Origin of the sequence: Streptomyces sp. WAC05374, from assembly GCF_004353505.1 — a bacterium.
GTDB lineage: Bacteria > Actinomycetota > Actinomycetes > Streptomycetales > Streptomycetaceae > Streptomyces.
Genome location: NZ_SMNQ01000020.1, coordinates 34,127 through 54,183 on the forward strand (window position 1 = coordinate 34,127; position 20,057 = coordinate 54,183).

The window sequence follows — 20,057 nt, forward strand, 5'->3', positions numbered from 1 at the left end:
TTACGCTGACCAGGTTTGATCCACAAACAACTCGGGTTATCCACAGGGGAATTGGTCATTCTGTGGACAACTCCCGTGGCTCCCCGGGGCTTTCGTCAACTTTGCTTGACCTGGCATGGTTTGAGGCGAGTGCGTTCAATGTCCGCTCACTCAGCTCCTTTTCGGCCGCCGCCGCGATGAACGCCGACACGTGCCGCTGCCCAACAAGGCCGCGTACGGCCTCGATCGTCGAAGCCGGCAGGGCCACCCGGGCGGTCTCGGCGCCCTTCGCGGGCGGGCCGTCGGGCGACAGGTGCTGCTGGAGGTGCCGGGTGGCGAACGTGCGCATGGCGCGCGCCAGTTCGGCGTCCACCGTCTGCTGGGCGAGCGGCCGCAGCCGCCGCACCAGGGCGGCCGCCTCCGAGGCGTCCGCGTCCGTGGGCGGCCGGTGGCCGAGGTAGCGGGCGAAGACGTGCTCCGTGGTGAACTCCAGGAAACGGGCGGCAATGTGCTCGACCTGGCCCCGAAGTTCCCTCAGGTGACCGGAGATCGCGAGCAGCGGTACCCCGGCGGCGTACAACTCGGCCGCCACCGCCAGCTCTTGGGGACTCGGCACGAGGAACTCGTCCTCGCGCCCCGGAATGCGCTCCAGTACGCCGAGCTCTATCGCCTCCTCCACGGCCTCGTCGTCCGGCGTTCCGCCGAAGGTGGCGTCCAGCTCCGCACGCGTGATCCGGTCCGCCTCCTCGTCCGTCCACGGGCCGTGCACCTCGGCGACCAGGCCCAGGACGCCGCCCAGGCCCCGCCCGGCGTCCCACGCCTCCAGCAGTTCCTTGATGGACGCCAGCGTGTAGCCCCGGTCCAGGAGGTCGGCTATCTGCCGCAGCCGGGCGAGATGGGCGTCGCCGTACACATTGGACCGGCCGCGCCGCTCCGGCCTGGGCAGCAGCCCCCGGTCCTGGTAGGCGCGGATGGTCCGGACCGTGGCGCCGCTCAGGTGCGCCAGGTCCTCGATCCGGTACTCGGCCACCGCTGTCCGTGACGCCCGCTCGTCCACACCCGCTCCCCGCTACCCCGAAGCCGTCCGCTCACCGCCCTGCGAGGGATGGTACGGCCGGGCGGCGGTCACAGCCGCGCCTCCAGCCTGGCGAGCGCCCGCAGGGCCCCCGGCGCCAGCCTGGACAGCAGCCGGGCGCCATGGGCCTCCGGTGTCACCGGCACCACCGCCTCATTGCGGACGACGGCCCGCAGGATCGCGTCGGCGACCTTCTCCGGGGGGTAGTTGCGCAGCCCGTACAGGCGGGCGGTCTTCTTCTGCCGGCGCTTCTCCTCCTCCTCGGACACCCCGGCGAAGCGGGCGGTGGCGGTGATGTTGGTGTTCACGATGCCGGGGCACACGGCGGTCACCCCAATGTCCCGGCCGGCCAGCTCGGCGCGCAGGCACTCGCTGAGCATCAGCACCGCCGCCTTGGAGGTGCCGTACGCGGGCAGCATGCGGGAGGGCTGGAACGCGGCGGCGGACGCTGTGTTGACGATGTGGCCGCCCTGGCCGCGCTCGGCCATCTGCCGGCCGAAGATCCGGCAGCCGTGGATGACGCCCCACAGATTGACGTCGAGGACCTTGCGCCAGTCCTCGCTCGTCGTGTCGAGGAAGGCACCGGACAGCCCGATCCCGGCGTTGTTCACCAGCACGTCCACCGTGCCGTACTCGGCGGCGACCTTCTCGGCGAGTTTCTCCATGGCCCGCTCGTCGCTGACGTCCACTTCCTCGCCCCAGGCGTCCGGCGCGCCGACCAGCCGCGCCATCTCCGCCGTCCGGGCCGCGCCCTCCGCGTCCCGGTCCACCGCCACCACCCGCGCCCCCGCCTCGGCGAACGCGAACGCCGTGGCCCGCCCGATACCGCTGGCCGCGCCCGTGACCAGCACGAGCTGCCCGCCGAACCGGTCCGCGTACCGCCGCCCCGTGGCGACCGGCGCGGGCACCTCGCCGCCCCGGTCCTCGTGCGCCGTCACGAACTCGGAGATCCACGCGGCGAGCTGGTCCGGCCGGGTGCGCGGCACCCAGTGCTTGGCCGGCAGCGTACGGCGCACCAGCCGCGGGGCCCACGTCCCCAGCTCGTCGTACAGCCGCTGCGACAGGAAGACGTCACCGGTGGGCGTGATGAGCTGCACGGGCGCGTGGGCGTACGCGTCGGGGCGGGGGCGCCGCAGCCGCGCCCGGACGTTGTCCCGGTAGAGCCAGGCGCCGTGCGCCGCGTCGGACGGCAGCGACGCGGTCGGGTAGCCGTCGTCCGGCACCTTCTCGACGCGCCGCATGAGCCCCGGCCACCGCTTGCCGAGCGGACCACGCCAGGCCAGTTCGGGCAGGACGGGCGTGTGCAGCAGGTACACGTACCAGGACTTGGCGCCCTGGCCCAGCAACTGGCCCACCCGGCGGGGGGTCGGCCGGGTCATACGCTGCTTGATCCAGTGACCGAAGTGGTCCAGGGAGGGCCCGGACAGCGAGGTGAAGGACGCGATCCGCCCCTCGGTGCGCGCGACCGTCACGAACTCCCACGCCTGCACCGAACCCCAGTCGTGCCCGACCAGGTGCACCGGCCTGTCCGGGCTGACCGCGTCCACCACGGCCAGGAAGTCGTCCGTCAGCTTCTCCAGCGTGAACCCGCCGCGCAGCGGCTTCGGCGCCGTCGACCGGCCGTGCCCGCGCACGTCGTACAGCACCACGTGGAAGTGCTCGGCGAGCCGGACGGCGACCCGGGACCACACCTCCTTGGAGTCCGGGTAGCCGTGGACCAGCACGACCGTCGGCCGGTCGGCGTCCCCCAGTTCCGCGACGCACAGCTCGATCCCGCCCGTACGGACCCAGCGCTCCCGCGCGTCCAGCGAGGCCATCACACACCCTCCGTCCAGCGCCGCACGTGCGGCAGATCGTCGTCCAGCCAGAAGGCGCTCTCCTCGGGGTCCCGCGCATCGGTCACCACCAAGAGCTCCTCGAACGTCGCTCCCGTACCCCGGAAGCCGAGGTGCGGTCCGACCGCCCACACGCCGGGGCGCGGGGGACGGCCGGAGAACCCGTACGGCGGCCACAGCGGCGAGCGGCGGCGGTCCCGGACGCGGCCGGCCTCGCGGGCGATCGCGCCGAAGGGGCGGGCCCGGTGCCGGCCGGCGTACCCCTGCCGCACCGTCAGCCGGTCCACGTCCTGGTGGATCTCCCGCAGCGGCCGCCGCTCCCGCACCTCGCGCAGGATCAGCTCCCGGTGCTCGCGCAGATCGGCGAGGAGCCTGTCGTGGACGGGATCCAGGCCGAGGCAGCCCGAGTACACCGCATCGGCGACATGGCCCCGGTACACGGGCGCCACGTGGAGGATGAACGGCATCCCCCGCTCCAGCCGCCGGCCCGTCGGGAAGAACCGCAACGGTGTCCGGACCCTCGCGAACGCCGTACGGTCGCCGAACCAGGCCAACGGCGGGCGGAAGCGGTCCCGCACGCCGTGCCGGCGCAGCCAGTCGTGCTGCATCCGGGCCGCCCCGCGCTCCGTCACCCCGGGTCCGAGCTGCGCGGCCACCGCCTCCGCGCACGCGTACGCCAGGCGCTGCGCCTGTCTCAACCCCCGCAGCTCCGCGCCGCGTTCGCCTGCCACCAACGACGTCATGCCACCCGTCCGTCCCGTGTGCGGTATGCGCTACGCGTCCGTAACGTGACACTGATGAATGTGACAATGTCCGGCGGCGGCGTCAAGGGTCGTGCAGCGCCTGGGGAAAACCCCGACTGAGGTGCCAGGCCCCCTACGGGCACGTACGCCTGGAGTCGGACACCGATCCAGCCGCCTGGTCTGACGCCCGGTGTGGCCTGGGCCACTACCGTCGAAGCGTGACTGTGATCGCGACCGAAAGCCTCAGCAAGCGGTTCCCCCGGGTGACCGCTCTCGACCGGCTCTCCCTGGACATCGGGCCCGGTGTGACCGGACTGGTGGGTGCCAACGGAGCCGGCAAGTCCACCATGATCAAGATTCTGCTGGGCCTGTCCCCCGCCACCGAGGGCCGCGCCGAGGTCCTCGGCCTCGACGTCGCCACCAGTGGTGCCGCCATCCGCGAGCGGGTCGGCTACATGCCCGAGCACGACTGCCTGCCGCCCGACGTCTCGGCCACCGAGTTCGTCGTCCACATGGCGCGCATGTCCGGCCTGCCGCCCACCGCCGCACGCGAGCGCACCGCCGACACCCTGCGCCACGTCGGCCTGTACGAGGAGCGCTACCGCCCCATCGGCGGCTACTCGACCGGCATGAAGCAGCGCGTGAAGCTCGCGCAGGCCCTGGTGCACGACCCGAAGCTGGTCCTCCTCGACGAGCCGACCAACGGGCTCGACCCGGTCGGCCGCGACGAGATGCTGGGCCTGATCCGCCGCGTGTACACGGACTTCGGCATCTCGGTCCTGGTCACCTCCCACCTGCTGGGCGAGCTCGAGCGGACCTGCGACCACGTCGTCGTCATCGACGGCGGCAAGCTGCTGCGCTCCAGCTCCACCAGCGACTTCACCCAGCTCACGGCCACCCTCGCCGTCGAGGTCACCGACACCGACGAGCACCCCGACGGCACGGCGGCCGTCCGCGAGGCGCTCACGGCGGCCGGGGTCACGCTCCACGCGCGCGTGGAGGACGGCCTGCCGGGCGCGGGCCACATCCTGCTGCTGGAGGCGACCGGCGAGGAGACGTACGACATCGTGCGCGACACCGTCGCCCGCCTCGGCCTCGGCCTCGTCCGGATGGAACAGCGCCGCCACCACATCGCCGAGGTCTTCCGGCCGGGCACGGAAGCGGCACCCGCGGCGGACCAGGCCACGACGGAGGTAACGGCCCGATGACCACCGAGCCCCAGACCCACACCCCGGCCCAGACCCGGATCCACAACATCGGCTACCGCGACTACGCGGGGCCCCGCCTCGGTCGCTCCTACGCCCGCCGCTCGCTGTTCTCGCAGTCGCTGCGCGGCGCGTACGGGCTGGGCCGCAGCGCCAAGTCCAAGGTGCTGCCGATGATCCTGTTCGCGGTGATGTGCATCCCCGCGCTGGTCGTCGTCGCGGTCGCCGTGGCCACCAAGCTGGAGGACCTGCCGCTGGACTACACGCGGTACGCGATCTTCACGCAGGCCGTCATCGGGCTGTACCTGGCCGCGCAGGCCCCGCAGTCGGTCTCGCGCGACCTGCGCTTCAAGACGGTGCCGCTGTACTTCTCCCGCCCCATCGAGCGCGTCGACTACGTCCTCGCCAAGTACGGCGCCATGGCGTCGGCGCTGTTCGTCCTGACCGCCTCGCCGCTGCTCATCCTCTACATCGGGTCCCTGCTGGCGAAGATGGACTTCGCCGACCAGACACGGGGATTCGCCCAGGGACTGGTCTCCGTGGCTCTGCTCTCGCTCCTCTTCGGCGGCATCGGCCTCGTCATGGCCGCGCTCACCCCGCGCCGGGGCTTCGGCGTCGCCGCCGTGATCGCCGTCCTCACGATCACGTACGGCGCCGTCACCACCCTCCAGGCCATCGCCTGGAGCACCGACTCCCTGGGGGCGGTGCAGTGGCTCGGCCTGTTCTCGCCGATCACCCTCATCGACGGCGTACAGACCGCCTTCCTGGGCGCCACGTCGTCCTTCCCCGCCGAGGCGGGCCCGGACGCCGGGGTGGGCGCGGTCTACCTGCTGGTCGTCCTCGCGCTCATCGCGGGCTCCTACGCCGTACTGATGCGCCGCTACCGAAAGGTCGGGCTGTGACCGCCCTCCCGTCGCCCACCACCAGCCTCCTAAGGAACGGGCCGCGCCCATGAGCACTCTTTCCATCGACCACGTCTCGCGGTGGTTCGGGAACGTCGTGGCCGTCAACGACGTCACCATGACCATCGGCCCCGGTGTGACCGGACTGCTCGGGCCCAACGGCGCGGGCAAGTCCACCCTGATCAACATGATGGGCGGCTTCCTCGCCCCCTCGACCGGTGCCGTGACCCTCGACGGGGAGCAGATCTGGCGCAACGAGTCCGTCTACCGGCGGATCGGCGTCGTGCCGGAGCGCGAGGCCATGTACGACTTCCTCACCGGCCGCGAATTCGTCGTCGCCAACGCCGAGTTGCACGGGCTGGGCGCGGCGGAGGCGCAACGGGCGCTGGCCACCGTGGAGATGGAGTACGCCCAGGACCGCAAGATCGCCACGTACAGCAAGGGCATGCGGCAGCGCGTGAAGATGGCGTCCGCCCTCGTCCACGAGCCGTCCGTGCTGCTGCTGGACGAGCCGTTCAACGGCATGGACCCGCGCCAGCGCATGCAGCTCATGGACCTGCTGCGGCGGATGGGCCGGGAGGGCCGTACCGTCCTGTTCTCCTCGCACATCCTGGAGGAGGTCGAGCAGCTCGCCTCGCACATCGAGGTGATCGTGGCGGGGCGGCACGCGGCGAGCGGCGACTTCCGGCGCATCCGGCGCCTGATGACCGACCGGCCGCACCGCTACCTCGTACGCTCCAGCGACGACCGCGCGCTGGCGGCCGCCCTGATCGCCGACCCCTCGACGGCCGGCATCGAGGTGGACGTGACCGAGGGGGCGCTGCGCATCCAGGCGGTGGACTTCGGGCGCTTCACCGAGCTGCTGCCGAAGGTGGCCCGCGAGCACTCCATCCGGCTGCTGACGGTCTCGCCCTCGGACGAGTCCCTGGAGTCGGTCTTCTCGTACCTCGTCGCGGCCTGAAGGGAGCCTCACGACCATGTACAACCCCACAGTCGCCCGGCTCACCTACAAGGCCCTGCTCGGCCGCCGCCGGGCCGCGATCCTCTTCGTCCTGCCCGGCCTGCTGCTGCTGATCGCGGCCGCCGTCCGGGGATTCAACGGCGCCGACGACCAGATCGCCGCCGACGTCCTCGGCGGGTTCGCGCTCGCCACGATGGTGCCGCTGATCGGCGTGATCGCCGGAACGGGCGCGATCGGGCCGGAGATCGACGACGGCTCCATCGTCTACCTGCTCGCCAAGCCGGTGAAGCGGCCGTCGATCATCTTCACCAAACTGATCGTGGCCATCGCCGTGACCATGGTGTTCTCCGCCGTCCCCACCTTCCTGGCGGGGTACATCCTCAACGGCAACGGACAGCAGGTGGCGGTCGCCTACACCGTCGCCGCGCTGGTCGCCTCCATCGCCTACAGCGCGCTGTTCCTGCTGCTCGGTACGGTCAGCCGGCACGCGGTCGTCATCGGGCTCGTGTACGCGCTGGTGTGGGAGGCCCTGTTCGGCACCCTCATCGAGGGCGCCAAGACGCTGAGCGTCCAGCAGTGGGCGCTGGCCGTCGCCGAGAAGGTCACCGGCGACGGGCTGATCGCCTCGGACGTGGGCCTGCCGGTCGCGGTGGCGCTGCTGGCGGGGGTGACCGTCGCGGCGACCTGGTACGCCGGTCAGAAGCTGCGGACGCTGACCCTGGCGGGCGACGAGTAGGCGGTCCGTACGGCACACGAAAGGCCCTCCACGCACGCGTGCAGGGCCTTTCGGCCTTCCTCACACCGTTCCGACGGACCGGTGGGCACACTTGGCGTACGGAGGAGGCAACCATGGCCGCTGACCCCGACGACCCGTGGGACGACGTCGAGCTGGACGACGACTTCATACGCTCCGCCGGGACCACCGAGCCGTCCGCCCGGGCCCGGATGCTCGCCGCCCGGTGGCGCGGCCGGCCGCCCGAGCCGCAGCCCTGGCGCTCCGACGAGCCGCCGGCCGGCTGGTTCTTCAGCCGCGCCCGCCGCGAGCACCGGCGCGGGTGGCGCCGCCGCAAGGACCGGGACTAGATCTTCCGGTCGCGCGCCGCCATCAGGCCCACCGCCAGCGCCGCCCCGCAGACGCCCAGGACCAGCGCGATGGGGACCGTCCAGGTGCCCGTCGCCTCGTGGACCGCGCCCGCCGCCAGCGGACCGGCGGCCGCCAGGAGGTAACCGACCGTCTGGGCCATCCCCGAGAGCCGTGAGGCGGTCACCGCGTCCCCGCTGCGCAGCACGATCAGGGTCAGGGCGAGCCCCACCGCGCCGCCCTGGCCGACACCGAGCACCGCCGCCCACAGCCAGGCGCCCGCGACCGGGGCGACCATCAGCCCCGCGTACCCCGTCGCGACCAGCGAGGTGACCAGCACGACGAGCGGGCGCTGGCCGCGCATCCGGCCCGCCAGCAGGGGCACCAGGAACGCGCCCGCGACCTGGATGAGGTTGTTGAAGGCGAAGACGACACCGGCCGTGGAGCGGCTCATCCCCTGGTCGGTGAAGATCGTCGGCATCCAGGCGATCAGGACGTACGACCACAGGGACTGGAGCCCCATGAAGAGGGTGACCTGCCAGGCCAGTGCCGAGCGCCAGACACCGCGGCCCGCGCCCCGGCCGGCCGCCGTGCGCAGCTCGTGCCCCGTCCGTCCCCGGGCGATCAGCACCTGCGGCAGCCACACGACCGCCGCCACCGCCGCGAGCAGCGACCAGAAGGCCAGCGACGCCGCCCAGCTCCCCCCGAACGCCCGCTCCAGCGGCACGGACGCGGCCGCCACCACCGTCGCGCCCGCGATCATCGCGCCCGTGTAGACGGACGTCATGGACGCGGCCCGGTCGGGGAAGTCGCGCTTGATCAGCCCGGGCATCAGGACGTTGAGCAGCGCGATGGCCGTCCCGACCAGCACACCCCCGCCGTACAGCGCGTACACGGAGGGCAGCACGCGCGCGAGGATGCCCGCCGCCAGCAGCAACAGCGCGCCCAGCAGCACCCGTTCGGTGCCCAGCCGCCGTGCCAGCCCGGGCGCGACCAGCGCACCCACGCCGAGGAACAGCACGGGCACGGACGTGACCAGGGAGGTCGCCGTGGACGACAGCCCGAACGCCGCGCTGATCTCGCCGACCAGGGGTGACACGCTCGCCAGTGCCGCCCGCATGTTCAGCGACGCCAGCACGATCCCGACGAGCAGCAGCACCGGGTGGGCGAGCGACGCCCGCCGCGCGGCGGCGCCTTGCGGCGAGGGCCGGACGTCCGCCTCCGCGTCCAGGAGCAGCTCATCGGCATCCGGGCGTGACACGGCATGCACCTTTCTCGACAACGTACGTACGTGAGGGGGGTTCAGCGGGCGGCGACGATCGCGCGCACCGTCTCCAGGGGCTCCCGCAGCAGCTCGCGCGCCGCCGCGCCCGCCGCCTCCGGGTCGCCCGCCTCGACGGCCACGACCAGCGCCTCGTGCGCGTCCAGGTCGATGGCGGGCATCTCGTGGTCGCCGAGCGCAGCGACGAGGCTCTCGTGGACCTGCGCGGAGAAGAACCGGTACACCTCGGTGAACGCGGCGTTGTGCGTCGCCTCGACGACCGCGCGGTGGAAGGCCAGGTCGGCGTCCGCGTCCCGGTCGCCCTCCTCGCGCAGGGTCGCCAGCGCGGCGCGCAGCCGCAGCAGGTCGTGCGTGTCGCGCCGCAGCGCCGCCAGGCGGGCCGCCTCGGTCTCCAGGGCGATCCGCAGCTCCAGGACGTCCAGGGCGCCGGCGGCCCGGACGGTGCGCAGGACGGCGGCGGGGTCGGCGGTGGAGCGGACGAACGTGCCGTTGCCCTGCCGGGACTCCAGCAGGCCGGCGTGGACGAGGACGCGGACGGCCTCGCGGACGGTGTTGCGGCCGACGCCGAGCTGCTCGGCGAGGTCGTGCTCGGTGGGGATGCGGTCGCCGACGGCCCATGCGCCGTCCGTGAGCTGGGCGCGGAGCTGCTCCACGACCGCGTCGACGAGGGAGGTGCGTCCCGCCGCCTTCAGTGCCATCCGCCCACTGCTCCATTCCGCCTATTCGCCCGGTTGCCCAGTCATCCTACAACTTGCCCCCAGGATTACTGTGGGCACATCCGCACTCACTCACACCCTGGGGAGCACGCCATGTCAGACCGCTTCGACGTCGTCGTACTCGGAGCAGGCCCCGGCGGATACGTCGCCGCCATCCGCGCCGCCCAGTTGGGCAAGCGCGTCGCGGTCGTCGAGGAGAAGTACTGGGGCGGTGTCTGCCTGAACGTCGGCTGCATCCCCACCAAGGCCCTGCTGCGCAACGCCGAGCTGGCCCACCTCTTCACCCACGAGGCGAAGACGTACGGCATCAAGGTCGACGGCCAGGTCTCCTTCGACTACGGGGAGGCGTTCCGGCGCAGCCGGTCCGTCGCGGACGGCCGTGTGAAGGGCGTCCACTTCCTGATGAAGAAGAACAAGATCACCGAGTTCACCGGCCGGGGCACCTTCCTGGACGCGAACACGCTCCAGGTCGCGCTCTCCGACGGCGGCTCGACCACGATCTCGTTCGACCACTGCATCATCGCCACCGGCGCCACGCCGCGCCTGCTGCCCGGCACGCGGCGCAGCGAGCGGGTCGTCACGTACGAGGAGCAGATCCTCACCCAGGACCTGCCCCAGTCGATCGTGATCGCCGGCGCGGGCGCGATCGGCATCGAGTTCGCGTACGTGATGCACAACTACGGCGTGAAGGTCACCATCGTCGAGTTCCTCGACCGGGTGGCGCCGCTGGAGGACAAGGACGTCTCGGCGGAGCTGGCGAAGCAGTACCGCAAGCTTGGGATCGACGTGCTGACGTCCACGCGGGTGGAGGCGATCGACGAGTCCGGTCCGCGGGTGCGGGTGACCGTGACCGGCAAGGACGGCAAGCAGCAGGTGCTGGAGGCCGACAAGGTGCTCCAGGCGATCGGCTTCGCGCCGAACGTCGAGGGCTACGGCCTGGAGAACACCGGGGTGAAGCTCACCGAGCGCGGCGCGATCGACGTGGACGGGCGCTCGCGCACCTCGGTGCCGCACATCTACGCGATCGGTGACGTGACGGCGAAGCTGATGCTCGCGCACACGGCCGAGGCGATGGGCGTCGTCGCCGCCGAGACCATCGCGGGTGCCGAGACCATGGAGCTCGACTACCCGATGATCCCGCGCGCCACGTACTGCCAGCCGCAGATCGCCAGCTTCGGCTGGACGGAGGAGCAGGCGCGGGAGAAGGGCTTCGACGTCAAGGTCGCGAAGTTCCCGTTCATGGCGAACGGCAAGGCGCACGGGCTGGGGGACACGACCGGGTTCGTGAAGCTGATCAGCGACGCGAAGTACGGCGAGATCATCGGCGCGCACCTGATCGGCCCGGACGTCACGGAGCTGCTGCCCGAGCTGACGCTGGCGCAGCAGTGGGACCTGACGGTGCACGAGGTGGCGCGGAACGTCCACGCGCACCCGACGTTGGGCGAGGCCGTCAAGGAGGCCGTGCACGGGCTGGCCGGGCACATGATCAACTTCTGACCCGTACGGGTCCGGCGCGGCGCCCCGGGTAATCCGGTGGCGCCGCGCCGTGCGTGCGGGGCACATTGGTCATGCCCCGGTCGCACGGGGTGAGCGCGCCGGGGGCGGCCGCTTCGAGCGCGCGACGTGTCGCGCGGGCCGCCCCCTCCGGCGCGTTGCCCGGCAGGGGAGCGGACCCCCGGAGGGCCTCCTAGCCCGCCAGGAGCTGCTCGAGCACGACCGCGATGCCGTCGTCCTCGTTGGAGGCCGTGACCTCGTGGGCGACGGCCTTGAGGTCGTCGTGGGCGTTGGCCATGGCGACGCCGTGGTGGGCCCAGGCGAACATGGGGATGTCGTTGGGCATGTCGCCGAACGCGATGGTGCCGGCCGCCTTGACGCCCAGCCGGCGGGCGGCCAGGGACAGGCCCGTGGCCTTGCTCAGGCCCAGCGGGAGGATCTCGACGACCCCCGCGCCCGCCACCACCACGTCCACCAGACCGCCGACGGTCCGCCGGGCGGCGTGCGCCAGGGCGTCGTCGTCCAGTTCGGGGTGCTGGATGTAGACCTTGTTGAGCGGGGCGGACCACAGGTCGGCCGGGTCCTCGTACGGCAGGTAGGGCAGCGGGCCCTCCTGGACGCGGTAACCGGGACCGACCAGGACCTCCCCGTCCAGGCCGTCACGGCTGGCGGCGAGGGCCAGCGGGCCGACCTCGGCCTCCAGCTTGGACAGGGCCAGGCCCGCGAGCTGCCGGTCCAGGGTCACGGAGGTCAGCAGCCGGTGCTCGCCCGCGTGGTAGACCTGGGCGCCCTGGCCGCAGACGGCGAGCCCGTCGTACCCCAGGTCGTCCAGGATGTGGCGGGTCCAGGGGACGGCCCGGCCCGTGACGACGATGTGCGCGGCGCCCGCCTCCGTGGCGGCGGCGAGCGCGTCGCGCGTGCGCTGCGAGACCGTCCCGTCGGAACGCAGCAGCGTCCCGTCCAGGTCGGTCGCGACCAGCTTGTAGGGGAACGGGGTCACTTGGAGACGGGCTCCAGGACGTCCCGGCCACCGAGGTAGGGACGGAGGACCGGCGGGACGCGCACGGAGCCGTCGGCCTGCTGGTGGTTCTCCAGCAGCGCGACGATCGTGCGGGGGACCGCGCACAGCGTGCCGTTGAGGGTGGCGAGCGGCTGGACCTTCTTGCCGTCGCGCATCCGCACCGACAGGCGCCGCGCCTGGAAGCTGTCGCAGTTCGACGCGGAGGTCAGCTCGCGGTACTTGCCCTGCGTCGGGATCCAGGCCTCGCAGTCGTACTTGCGCGAGGCGGAGGCGCCCAGGTCACCGGTGGCCACGTCGATCACCTGGAACGGCAGCTCCAGGGCCGTCAGCCACTGCTTCTCCCAGTCCAGCAGCCGCTTGTGCTCGGCCTCGGCGTCCTCCGGCGCGACGTAGGAGAACATCTCCACCTTGTCGAACTGGTGGACGCGGAAGATGCCCCGGGTGTCCTTGCCGTACGTGCCCGCCTCGCGCCGGTAGCAGGGCGAGAAGCCGGCGTACCGCAGCGGCAGCTTGTCCGCGTCGAGGATCTCGTCCATGTGGTACGCGGCCAGCGGCACCTCGGACGTGCCGACCAGGTAGTAGTCGTCCTTCTCCAGGTGGTACACGTTCTCGGCGGCCTGGCCGAGGAAGCCGGTGCCCTCCATGGCGCGCGGACGGACCAGCGTGGGCGTCAGCATCGGGATGAACCCGGCCTCCGTCGCCTGCGCGATCGCCGCGTTGACCAGCGCGAGCTCCAGCAGCGCGCCGACGCCGGTGAGGTAGTAGAAGCGCGAGCCGGAGACCTTGGCGGCGCGCTCGACGTCGATGGCGCCCAGTGCCTCGCCGAGCTCCAGGTGGTCCTTGGGCTCGAAGCCCTCGGCGCCGAAGTCGCGGACGGTGCCGTGCGTCTCCAGGACGACGAAGTCCTCCTCGCCGCCGACCGGCACGTCCTCGTGGACGATGTTGCCGAGCTTCAGCAGCAGCCGCCTGGTCTCGTCGTCCGCCTCGTTCTGGGCGGCGTCGGCGGCCCTGACGTCCGCCTTGAGCTGCTCGGCCTTCTGGAGCAGCTCCGCGCGCTCCTCGGGGGACGCCTTGGGAATCAGCTTGCCGAGCGCCTTCTGCTCGGAGCGGAGTTCGTCGAAGCGGACGCCGGACGACCTGCGCCGCTCATCGGCGGAGAGCAGGGCGTCGACGAGGCCGACGTCCTCTCCACGGGCGCGCTGGGAGGCGCGAACACGGTCGGGGTCCTCACGGAGCAGGCGAAGGTCAATCACCCCACCAGGCTACCGGTGCGGACTCACCGCACCCCAGCCGATATGCCGGGCGTGGCTTGCGTGTCGCTTTGCCCGAATTGCCGGAATTCTTTCCCGGGAAAGCGGGCTGAATTCCCGGCCGTTGTCCACAGCCGACGGGCGATTCCCTGGGTTATCCACAGGCTGTGCGCATCCATTGTGGACTAAGAAATGGATCATTCCGAATACCGTGGCGTTGCCGTGCCGTCACCCTGGATTCCCTGATCAAACACCCTCCACACACTCATTCGGGTGGGAAATTCTCGCCCTAAAGAGTTGATCGATGGAATTGAGGTGACACGGCCGACGTGGGGCGCTCTGCGGCCACCTGGGGTGACTGGAGCGATTTGTCGACCTCGCCCGGTTGCGTTGTCGACTTGTCCCCAGGTCGAGAAGCGGGCCTGTGGATAACTCGGTGGACAACTGTTCTCAGGCCCGGCCGTCCTGGCACCGCGCCAGCCAGTCCGACGCCGCCGTGAAGTCCGCGTCCGACGTGCCCGGCCGCGGCGACGCCACGTCCTCGGGGCGCGCCCCCGCCCGCGGGTACGAGCCGAGGAACCGCACGTTCGCGCAGATCCGCCTCAGGCCCATCAGGGCCTCCCCGACCCGCCGGTCCGCGATGTGGCCCTCGGCGTCGATCGCGAAGCAGTAATTGCCGATCCCCGCGCCCGTCGGCCGCGACTGGAGCAGCATCAGGTTCACCCCGCGCGCCGCGAACTCCTGGAGCAGCTCCAGCAGCGCACCCGGGTGGTCCTCGCGCTGCCAGATGACCACCGACGTCTTGTCCGCGCCCGTCGGGGCGGACGGCCGGGCCGGGCGGCCCACCAGCACGAACCGGGTCTCCGCGTTCTCGGCGTCGTGGATCTCGGTGACCAGCGCCTCCAGCCCGTACGTCGCCGCCGCGAACTCACCCGCGAACGCCGCGTCGAACCGGCCCTCCTGCACCAGCCGCGCACCGTCCGCGTTCGACGCGGCCGACTCCCACACCGCCTCGGGCAGGTGCGCCCGCAGCCAGTTGCGCACCTGCGGCTGGGCGACCGGGTGACCGGTGACCGTCTTGATGTCGGACAGCGCCGTGCCAGGACGCACCAGCAGCGCGAAGGCGATCGGCAGCAGCACCTCGCGGTAGATCATCAGCGGCTCGCCGGACGCCAGCTCGTCGAGGGTCGCGGTCACCCCGCCCTCCACCGAGTTCTCGATCGGCACGAGTGCGGCCGCCGCCTCCCCGTTGCGCACGGCGTCCAGCGCCGCCGGCACGGAGACCATCGGCACCAGCTCCCGCGTGGCGGCTTCCGGGAGCGTGCGCAGGGCGGCTTCCGTGAAGGTGCCCTCGGGACCGAGATACGTATAGCGCGTGGCCGACATACCGGTCACCCTAATGCTCCACGCGCCCGCGTGGTCACGTCCCCGGCAGCCGCTGCCCCACGCGCGCGTGGTCACGCCTCCAGCAGCCGCTGCCCCACGTACTCGCCCTCCCGCGGACCGCCCGGCACGGCGAACAGGCCGCTCGACTCGTGCCGGAGGAACGGCGACAGCGCGTCACCCCGGTCCAGCTTCCGCTGCACCGGTACGAACCCCTTCAGGGGATCGGCCTGCCAGGCGATGAACAGCAGCCCCGCGTCCGGCGCCCCGTCCGGCCCGATGCCGTCGTGGAAGGAGAACGGGCGCCGCAGCATCGCCGCGCCGCCGTTCTGCTCCGGCGCCGAGATCCGCGCGTGCGCGTTGTCCGGCACCACCGGCTTCCCGTCCGGACCGGTCCGGTCCAGGTCGATCGCGGACGTCTCGCTCCCGCCCGTCAGCGGCGCCCCGTCCGACTTCCGGCGGCCTATCACCCGCTCCTGCCGCTCGCGCGGCAGCTTCTCCCAGTCGTCCAGGAGCATCCGGATGCGCCGGACGACGGCGTACGAACCGCCCGCCATCCACGGGTGCTCCCCGCCCGCCGGGACGAAGACCCGCTGCTGGAAGTCCGGCTCGGACGGCTTGGGATTGCGCGAACCGTCCACCTGGCCCATCAGATTGCGGGCCGTCATCGGGTGCGCGGTGGCGCCCGGCGAGCGGTTGAAGCCGTTCATCTGCCAGCGCACCCTCGCGGCCGCGCCCGCCTCCTTCTGGACGGTGCGCAGCGCGTGGAAGGCGACCAGCGCGTCGTCGGCACCGATCTGCACCCACAGATCGCCGTTCGACCGCTTGGGGTCCAGTTGGTCGGACGAGAAGGCGGGCAGCGGGTCCAGCTCCACCGGCCGCCGCGCCACCAGCCCCGTCCGGTCGAAGAAGGACGCCCCGAAGCCGAACGTGACCGTCAGCGAGGACGGGCCCGCGTCCAGGGCCACGCCGCTGTCCGCCTCCCCCAGCGGCTCGCCGGCCATCAGCCGCTCGGCCGCCGCCGACCAGCGGCGCATCAGCGCGACGGCCTCCTTGCGGCCCGCGCCCGGCGCCAGGTCGAAGGCGATCAGGTGGCCGCGCGCCTGGAGCGGCTGGAGGATGCCCGCCTGGTGCGCCCCGCGGAACGGCACGGCGGTCGAGCCGACGCTCGCCAGCGCCACGGCGGGCTCCGCCGCGGCCGCGGCGTACGCCGCCGCGCCCCCGGTGGCGCCCAGTGCCAGCCCGGTGGCGCCGGCCGCGCCGACGGTGCCCAGCAGTCTGCGCCTCGAAATGTCCACGTGCTCGCTCACGGTCAGCCGATCTTCACGTTCTTGTCGATGGTCGTCTGGTCGATGTCGGAGGTACGGACGGTCACCCGCAGCCTCCACTCGCCCGGCATCGGGATCTGGACCCGGTCCGAGGTCCAGTGCCCGGCCGTGACCCGGTCCGGGACCACGGGCAGGGGGCCGATCTGCTGGGACTCCAGGGTGTAGGAGACCTTCAGCTCCGGTACGTCCAGGGGCCGCCCGTTCGCCCCGGTCACGAACAGGTGGAGGGTGTTGCGGCCGGAGCGGCCCGGGTCGAGGGTGAGCCGTACCGTGCCCTTGCCGTTCTTGGCGCCGCCGGTGTCGAAGGGCAGCCTCAGGTCGAGCGGCCGGTCCGGCACGGCGGGGGAGGACGACGACGCCTGCGCACGGCCCGCCTCCTCCTCGGTGCGGCCCGGCTCGGTGGTCGTCAGGACGGTGGTCACGGCGAGCAGCACCACCGCGACGGACGCCTCGGCGAGCACGGAACGCCGCAGTCCGGCGCGCTCGGGGTCGGCCTCGCGGGCGCGCTTGGCGCGGGCGGTGGCGAGGGCGGCCCGCTGCCGGGCGAGCTGGGCGGCGCGCTCCTCGGGTACGTCGTCGGGGACGGTGACCGGCTCGCCGGCGCCCTCGTCCTCGTCCCGGCCCTCGTCCTCTTCGTCCCCGGCCGCCACGACGGCCGTCTCCGCCAGCCGCCGCGTCCACCGCCGGGAGATCCACGCCACGGCCAGCAGGACGGCGACCAGCGCCACCTTGAGCAGCAGCAGCCGCCCGTACGCCGTACCGGTCAGCGCGGTCCAGGAACCGACCTGCCGCCACGACTGGTACACGCCGGTCACGGCCAGCACGACCACGGAGCCGAACGCCACCCGCGAGAACCGCCGTACCGCCGAGCCCTCGATCGTCGGCTCCCGGTGGAGCGCGACCAGCAGTGCGGCCAGGCCGCCCAGCCAGGCGGCCATCGCCAGCAGGTGCAGGATGTCCACGGGCATGGCGACCAGCGGCTGGAGCCCGGCCGACGCGTGCTCGGACAGCGCCCACGTACCGGCGATCCCGGCGGCGACCACCGTGCCGCCGATGGCGAGCCCGAAGGTGAGGTCCTTCTTCTCTGTCTCGTCCTCCCGCCGCGTGTACGCGCCGAAGAGCACCGCCACGAACAGCGCCGCCGCGCCCAGCAGCAGCAGCCGTGAGACGAGGGCGGCACCGGTCTTGGTCTCCAGGACCGCGCCGAGCGAGCCGACCCCGAAGGGCAGCCCGGTGTACGGCGCGCGCAGCACCAGCAGGGCCAGCGTGGCCGCCGTCAGCACCGCCCACCCCCGCACCACGACCCGCTGCACCGCCCGTACGGACGCGCCGCGCGGCCAGCACGCCAGCACGAAGGCGGCGCCGCCCACCAGCAGCACGAAACCGGCGTAGGAGACGTACCGCGCGACCCCGTACAGCACGCCCGCCGTCCCGCCGCCCGCCTCCTCCTTGGGCAGCGCCACCGTCGTCTTCGACGGGGCGCCGATGGAGAAGGTGAACGCGCCGGAGATGGGGTGGCTGTCGGCGGAGACGGCGCGCCAGGCGACGGTGTACGTGCCGTCGGGCAGCCCGGCGTGCAGGTCCACGCCGTACTTCACGACGGCGCCGGAGCACAGGTCGCGCAGCTCGCCCGTGTCGGCGCGCTTGCCGCTCGGTTCCAGCACGCGGATGGCGTCGTCGCCCATGGCGACCTGTTCGGAGAAGGTGAGCGTGACGCCCTTGGGGGCGGTGGCGACCACCGCCCCGTCCTTCGGGTCGCTGCCGGTCAGGGCGGCGTGCGCGTTCGCCGTGCCGGAGAGCACGGTGGCGAGCAGCGCGGCGGTGACCAGCAGCAGCCGCAGCACGTGGGCGGCGCCGAAGCGCGGGGCGGTGGCCGTCATGGTGTGTCAGTCCCCCAAGTGCCTAGTGCGCGGCCGGGTTGTGGGTCGCGGCTTCCACCGGCAGGTCGACCTTGATCGGGTCCGACTTCTCGAAGTGGAGCTCCACCTCGACCGTGTCGCCCTGCTTCGGCCGCTTCTTGATGGCCATGAACATGATGTGGCTGCCGCCGCGTTCGAGCTTCAGCTCGCCGCCCGCGGGGATGTCGAAGGACGACACCTGCCGCATCTTCTGGTTCTTGGTCTCGTGTATCTGGACGTCGTCGGAGAGCGGGCTCGTGACCGAGGTGAGGCGGTCGGCCGCGTCCCCCGAGTTGGTGACGGTCATGAAGCCGCCCGCCATGTCGCTCACGGGCTGCGGCATGAAGGCCCCGTCGACCTTGAGCGCGGGCCCGCTGCCGGAGGAGCAGCCGCCCAGCGCCACGGCCCCTGCGAGGGCGGTGGCGGCGGCGAGGGCGGTCAGGGTGGTGCGGCGGTTCACGGGTTCTCCCCCTTGATGATCTTCGGCAGGGCCTTCTCGTACTCCTCGGCGGTGGTGTCGTCGTCGAAGACGACGTAGCCCTGGTCGGTCCTGGGCGAGAACGCGATCACCTGCGCGCCGTGCATGGAGACGACCGAGCCGTCCTTCTCCTTCTTCGGCGGGTCGATGCCGATGCCGATCTGGCGCGCGCCCGCCTGGATGGTCGGGAAGTCGCCGGTGAGGCCGGTGAAGGACGGATCGCCCGCGCCGGGCAGCCACTTGGCGAGCTCGGCGGCGGTGTCCCGCTCGGGGTCGGTCGTGACGAACACGACCTGGAGCCGGTCCTGGTCCGCCCTGGGGAGCTTCTTGCGGGCCAGGGCGATGTTGCTCATCGTCAGCGGGCAGACGTCGGGGCAGTGCGTGTAGCCGAAGTAGATCAGCGTCGGCCTGCCGTCGGTTTGCGCACGGAGGTCGTACTTCCGGCCCTTGGTGTCCGTCAGGACGAGGTTGGGCTTCTCGAAGGGCCGGTCGAGCACGGTCGCGCCCTTGTCGGGCGACGCCTGGACGGACACTCCGGCGACGGAGTCGCCGGAGGTGCCGCTGCCGCCGTCGCCGCAGGCGGACAGGGTGAGCGCCGACACGGCGACGAGCGCGGCCGCGACGACGGGGGTACGCCGGGACCGCGCGCCGGTCTTGGGGATGTGCATGGGTTTCTCTCTCGGTGTTTCGGGGTGGCCGTCAGGCCGAGCGGCGGCGTCCGGCGAGGACACCGAAGGCGACACCGGCGGCGCCGACGAGGATGCCGACGACGCCGAGGACACGGGCGGTGGTGTCGGTGGAGTCCGCGGCGGCCGCCTTCTCCTCCGTGCCGTGGTCCTTCTCGTCCTTCGTGGTGGCGGTGGAGTGGTGGTCGTCCTTCGCGGCGGACAGCTTCAGCACGGGAGCGGGCGTCTCCGGCTCCGGGGCGCCGTCCTTCGGCTCCTCGATCCAGCGCACGACCTCCTTGTTGTCGTACGTCTGGAGGGCCTTGAAGACGAGCTGGTCGGCGTTCTCGGGAAGCTGCCCCAGGGAGACGGGGAACTGCTGGAACTGCCCGGGGCCGATCTTGGAACCGGCCGCCGTCCAAGTGATCTTGGAGGGCGCCTCGGTGATCTTCTTGCCGTGCACCTCGAGCGGCTTGGCGAGCTTGGCCTTGTCGACCGTGACGGTCCAGCCCGGGACGGGCTGCGGCATGACGGAGGCCATCGGGGCGTCGGCGGGGAGGGTCACTTCGACCTTCACGGTCGAGGCGTTGTCGCGCTCGTTGGGGACCTTGAAGTTGACGGTGGCGTACCCGCCCTTGGCGGCCTCGCCCTGCGGCTGCACGCTGACGTGCGCGAAGGCGGTCCCGGAGAGCAGGACGACGGAGGAGAGGGCGACACCGCCGGCGAGGGCGATACGGGAAGAAACGTTCATGGCAGGAACA

19 protein-coding genes are annotated in these 20,057 nt (G+C 72.2%); 6 read left to right on the forward strand and 13 right to left on the reverse strand.

The genetic code is table 11. The annotated features are described in order from the left end of the window. Positions 1 to 55 precede the first annotated feature (55 nt). From E2B92_RS27560 to E2B92_RS27570, 3 genes are all read right to left on the reverse strand, one after another. Positions 56 to 1,036: a MerR family transcriptional regulator gene (locus tag E2B92_RS27560; RefSeq protein ID WP_126884258.1), complete on the reverse strand. Its 981-nt coding sequence runs from the start codon at positions 1,034 to 1,036 to the stop codon at positions 56 to 58. Positions 1,037 to 1,104: 68 nt separating this feature from the next. Continuing rightward, positions 1,105 to 2,871: an SDR family oxidoreductase gene (locus E2B92_RS27565; RefSeq protein WP_126884257.1), complete on the reverse strand. Its 1,767-nt coding sequence runs from the start codon at positions 2,869 to 2,871 to the stop codon at positions 1,105 to 1,107. After that, the gene (locus tag E2B92_RS27570) at positions 2,871 to 3,632 is read right to left on the reverse strand and encodes a M24 family metallopeptidase (protein ID WP_126884256.1); all 762 of its coding nucleotides are present in this window, start codon (positions 3,630 to 3,632) and stop codon (positions 2,871 to 2,873) included. The genes E2B92_RS27565 and E2B92_RS27570 overlap by 1 nt, the downstream gene beginning before the upstream one ends. Before the next feature lie 224 nt (positions 3,633 to 3,856). On the opposite strand from E2B92_RS27570, the gene E2B92_RS27575 reads away from it, so the two are divergent. From E2B92_RS27575 to E2B92_RS27595, 5 genes are all read left to right on the forward strand, one after another. Next, positions 3,857 to 4,840 carry an ABC transporter ATP-binding protein gene (locus tag E2B92_RS27575; RefSeq protein WP_126884268.1) on the forward strand — a complete coding sequence of 328 codons (984 nt, stop codon included), beginning with the start codon at positions 3,857 to 3,859 and terminating at the stop codon, positions 4,838 to 4,840. Next, the gene (locus E2B92_RS27580) at positions 4,837 to 5,739 is read left to right on the forward strand and encodes an ABC transporter permease (RefSeq protein WP_126884255.1); all 903 of its coding nucleotides are present in this window, start codon (positions 4,837 to 4,839) and stop codon (positions 5,737 to 5,739) included. The genes E2B92_RS27575 and E2B92_RS27580 overlap by 4 nt, the downstream gene beginning before the upstream one ends. Before the next feature lie 49 nt (positions 5,740 to 5,788). Then, positions 5,789 to 6,700, forward strand: a complete 912-nt coding sequence (locus E2B92_RS27585) for an ABC transporter ATP-binding protein (RefSeq protein WP_126884254.1) — start codon at positions 5,789 to 5,791, stop codon at positions 6,698 to 6,700. A gap of 16 nt (positions 6,701 to 6,716) precedes the next feature. Further along, a complete protein-coding gene (locus E2B92_RS27590) occupies positions 6,717 to 7,436 on the forward strand; it encodes an ABC transporter permease (RefSeq protein WP_126884253.1) in 720 nt (239 codons plus the stop codon). 113 nt (positions 7,437 to 7,549) lie between these two features. Next, on the forward strand, positions 7,550 to 7,783 hold the full coding sequence (locus E2B92_RS27595; protein WP_126884252.1) for an SGM_3592 family protein: 234 nt from the start codon (positions 7,550 to 7,552) through the stop codon (positions 7,781 to 7,783). On the opposite strand, the gene E2B92_RS27600 is transcribed toward E2B92_RS27595, so the two are convergent. Both E2B92_RS27600 and E2B92_RS27605 read right to left on the reverse strand, forming a co-directional pair. Continuing rightward, the gene (locus E2B92_RS27600) at positions 7,780 to 9,042 is read right to left on the reverse strand and encodes a CynX/NimT family MFS transporter (protein WP_126884251.1); all 1,263 of its coding nucleotides are present in this window, start codon (positions 9,040 to 9,042) and stop codon (positions 7,780 to 7,782) included. The genes E2B92_RS27595 and E2B92_RS27600 overlap by 4 nt on opposite strands. 41 nt (positions 9,043 to 9,083) lie before the next feature. Continuing rightward, the gene (locus tag E2B92_RS27605) at positions 9,084 to 9,761 is read right to left on the reverse strand and encodes a FadR/GntR family transcriptional regulator (RefSeq protein ID WP_126884250.1); all 678 of its coding nucleotides are present in this window, start codon (positions 9,759 to 9,761) and stop codon (positions 9,084 to 9,086) included. A 111-nt stretch (positions 9,762 to 9,872) separates the two neighbouring features. On the opposite strand from E2B92_RS27605, the gene lpdA reads away from it, so the two are divergent. After that, a complete protein-coding gene (gene lpdA, locus E2B92_RS27610) occupies positions 9,873 to 11,276 on the forward strand; it encodes a dihydrolipoyl dehydrogenase (RefSeq protein ID WP_126884249.1) in 1,404 nt (467 codons plus the stop codon). Between the two features lie 190 nt (positions 11,277 to 11,466). On the opposite strand, the gene E2B92_RS27615 is transcribed toward lpdA, so the two are convergent. The 8 genes from E2B92_RS27615 to E2B92_RS27650 all read right to left on the reverse strand — a co-directional run bounded on the left by E2B92_RS27615 (position 11,467) and on the right by E2B92_RS27650 (position 20,047). After that, positions 11,467 to 12,273 (reverse strand): HAD family hydrolase, encoded by an 807-nt coding sequence (locus tag E2B92_RS27615; RefSeq protein ID WP_126884248.1) that lies wholly within the window; start codon positions 12,271 to 12,273, stop codon positions 11,467 to 11,469. After that, positions 12,270 to 13,547 (reverse strand): serine--tRNA ligase, encoded by a 1,278-nt coding sequence (gene serS, locus E2B92_RS27620; RefSeq protein ID WP_126884247.1) that lies wholly within the window; start codon positions 13,545 to 13,547, stop codon positions 12,270 to 12,272. Before serS ends, E2B92_RS27615 begins: the two co-directional genes overlap by 4 nt. A 447-nt stretch (positions 13,548 to 13,994) precedes the next feature. Continuing rightward, on the reverse strand, positions 13,995 to 14,930 hold the full coding sequence (gene pheA, locus E2B92_RS27625; RefSeq protein ID WP_126884246.1) for a prephenate dehydratase: 936 nt from the start codon (positions 14,928 to 14,930) through the stop codon (positions 13,995 to 13,997). Positions 14,931 to 15,001: 71 nt separating this feature from the next. Beyond that, on the reverse strand, positions 15,002 to 16,243 hold the full coding sequence (gene efeB, locus E2B92_RS27630) for an iron uptake transporter deferrochelatase/peroxidase subunit (RefSeq protein ID WP_126884266.1): 1,242 nt from the start codon (positions 16,241 to 16,243) through the stop codon (positions 15,002 to 15,004). After that, complete coding sequence (locus E2B92_RS27635; RefSeq protein WP_126884245.1) at positions 16,240 to 18,135, reverse strand: copper resistance CopC/CopD family protein; 1,896 nt, start codon at positions 18,133 to 18,135, stop codon at positions 16,240 to 16,242. The genes efeB and E2B92_RS27635 overlap by 4 nt, the downstream gene beginning before the upstream one ends. Positions 18,136 to 18,157: 22 nt before the next feature. Further along, on the reverse strand, positions 18,158 to 18,613 hold the full coding sequence (locus E2B92_RS27640; protein WP_235024012.1) for a copper chaperone PCu(A)C: 456 nt from the start codon (positions 18,611 to 18,613) through the stop codon (positions 18,158 to 18,160). After that, positions 18,610 to 19,299: an SCO family protein gene (locus E2B92_RS27645; RefSeq protein ID WP_126884244.1), complete on the reverse strand. Its 690-nt coding sequence runs from the start codon at positions 19,297 to 19,299 to the stop codon at positions 18,610 to 18,612. The genes E2B92_RS27640 and E2B92_RS27645 overlap by 4 nt, the downstream gene beginning before the upstream one ends. A gap of 31 nt (positions 19,300 to 19,330) precedes the next feature. Further along, positions 19,331 to 20,047, reverse strand: coding sequence for a YcnI family copper-binding membrane protein (locus E2B92_RS27650; protein WP_126884243.1), 717 nt, complete (start codon positions 20,045 to 20,047; stop codon positions 19,331 to 19,333). Positions 20,048 to 20,057 lie beyond the last annotated feature (10 nt).

Excerpts from the sequence above, each read along its gene's own strand:
- E2B92_RS27565 (WP_126884257.1), bottom strand. The coding sequence starts at position 2,871 with ATGGCCTCGCTGGACGCGCGGGAGCGCTGGGTCCGTACGGGCGGGATC.
- E2B92_RS27570 (WP_126884256.1), bottom strand. The coding sequence starts at position 3,632 with ATGACGTCGTTGGTGGCAGGCGAACGCGGCGCGGAGCTGCGGGGGTTG.
- E2B92_RS27580 (WP_126884255.1), top strand. The coding sequence starts at position 4,837 with ATGACCACCGAGCCCCAGACCCACACCCCGGCCCAGACCCGGATCCAC.
- E2B92_RS27585 (WP_126884254.1), top strand. The coding sequence starts at position 5,789 with ATGAGCACTCTTTCCATCGACCACGTCTCGCGGTGGTTCGGGAACGTC.
- E2B92_RS27590 (WP_126884253.1), top strand. The coding sequence starts at position 6,717 with ATGTACAACCCCACAGTCGCCCGGCTCACCTACAAGGCCCTGCTCGGC.
- E2B92_RS27595 (WP_126884252.1), top strand. The coding sequence starts at position 7,550 with ATGGCCGCTGACCCCGACGACCCGTGGGACGACGTCGAGCTGGACGAC.
- E2B92_RS27605 (WP_126884250.1), bottom strand. The coding sequence starts at position 9,761 with ATGGCACTGAAGGCGGCGGGACGCACCTCCCTCGTCGACGCGGTCGTG.
- lpdA (WP_126884249.1), top strand. The coding sequence starts at position 9,873 with ATGTCAGACCGCTTCGACGTCGTCGTACTCGGAGCAGGCCCCGGCGGA.
- pheA (WP_126884246.1), bottom strand. The coding sequence starts at position 14,930 with ATGTCGGCCACGCGCTATACGTATCTCGGTCCCGAGGGCACCTTCACG.
- E2B92_RS27635 (WP_126884245.1), bottom strand. The coding sequence starts at position 18,135 with ATGACGGCCACCGCCCCGCGCTTCGGCGCCGCCCACGTGCTGCGGCTG.
- E2B92_RS27645 (WP_126884244.1), bottom strand. The coding sequence starts at position 19,299 with ATGCACATCCCCAAGACCGGCGCGCGGTCCCGGCGTACCCCCGTCGTC.
- E2B92_RS27650 (WP_126884243.1), bottom strand. The coding sequence starts at position 20,047 with ATGAACGTTTCTTCCCGTATCGCCCTCGCCGGCGGTGTCGCCCTCTCC.